Annotated in this window: 1 protein-coding gene; it reads left to right on the forward strand. The window is 63.6% G+C overall.

What is annotated here, in order from left to right:
• Window positions 1–75: 75 nt before the first annotated feature.
• Window positions 76–803, forward strand: a protein-coding gene (locus tag ACFOY6_RS24210) for an IS5 family transposase (protein WP_379652467.1) whose coding sequence is annotated in 2 segments (ribosomal slippage) — window positions 76–409 and window positions 409–803 — 729 coding nt annotated over the 2 segments. Because the reading frame shifts where the segments join, the coding sequence is not laid out codon by codon here. This gene is flagged as partial in the annotation.

The following is an 803-nucleotide window of genomic DNA, read 5'->3' on the forward strand; positions in this document are numbered from 1 at the left end:
CTAGGCTCAGGACCTATTAACGGACCTCTTGCGCTTTGGTCCTGCTGTGATTCCATGGCGGCCGGAGGTGCTGCCATGGCTGGCCTGTTCTGGCTGACAAAGGCACAGATCGAGCGGATCACGCCCTACTTCCCGCTCTCGCATGGTGTGCCGCGGGTCGACGACCAGCGGGTCGTCAGCGGTATCATCCACATCATCCACAACGGTCTGCGCTGGCGCGATGCGCCTGCCGAGTACGGCCCGCACAAGACCCTCTACAACCACTGCGTCCACTGGAGCCGCATGGGGGTCTTCAACCGCATCTTCGCAGGCTTGGCCGGGCGCAAGGTCCAGCCGGACCGACTGATGATCGACGCCACTCACCTCAAGGCGCACCGCACGGCGGCCAGCCTGCTCAAAAAGGGGCTGTTCCCCGGCATATCGGACGTACCAAGGGCGGCCTGAATTCCAAGCTGCACGTTGTCTCGGACGGGCATGGCCGCCCACTGATCATGCTGTTCTCCGAAGGCCAGATGAGCGACCACAAGGGTGCCGCGCTGATGCTCAGCGCCTTGCCGCCCGCCCGAGTCCTGATCGGTGACAAAGCCTATGACAGCAACCGCTTCCGCGAGGCCCTGACCGCGCAGGGCATCGAGCCCTGCATTCCCTCACGTCGCGATCGCAAGAAGCGCATCCCGCATGACAGAAAGCTCTACCGCCAGCGGCACCGCATCGAGAACATGTTCGGCAAACTCAGAGACTGGCGCCGCATCGCCATGCGCTACGACCGCTGTGCCCACACCTTCTTCAGCGCCATCACCCTC

The organism is Teichococcus aestuarii (assembly GCF_042651065.1).
Taxonomy (GTDB): domain Bacteria; phylum Pseudomonadota; class Alphaproteobacteria; order Acetobacterales; family Acetobacteraceae; genus Pseudoroseomonas; species Pseudoroseomonas aestuarii.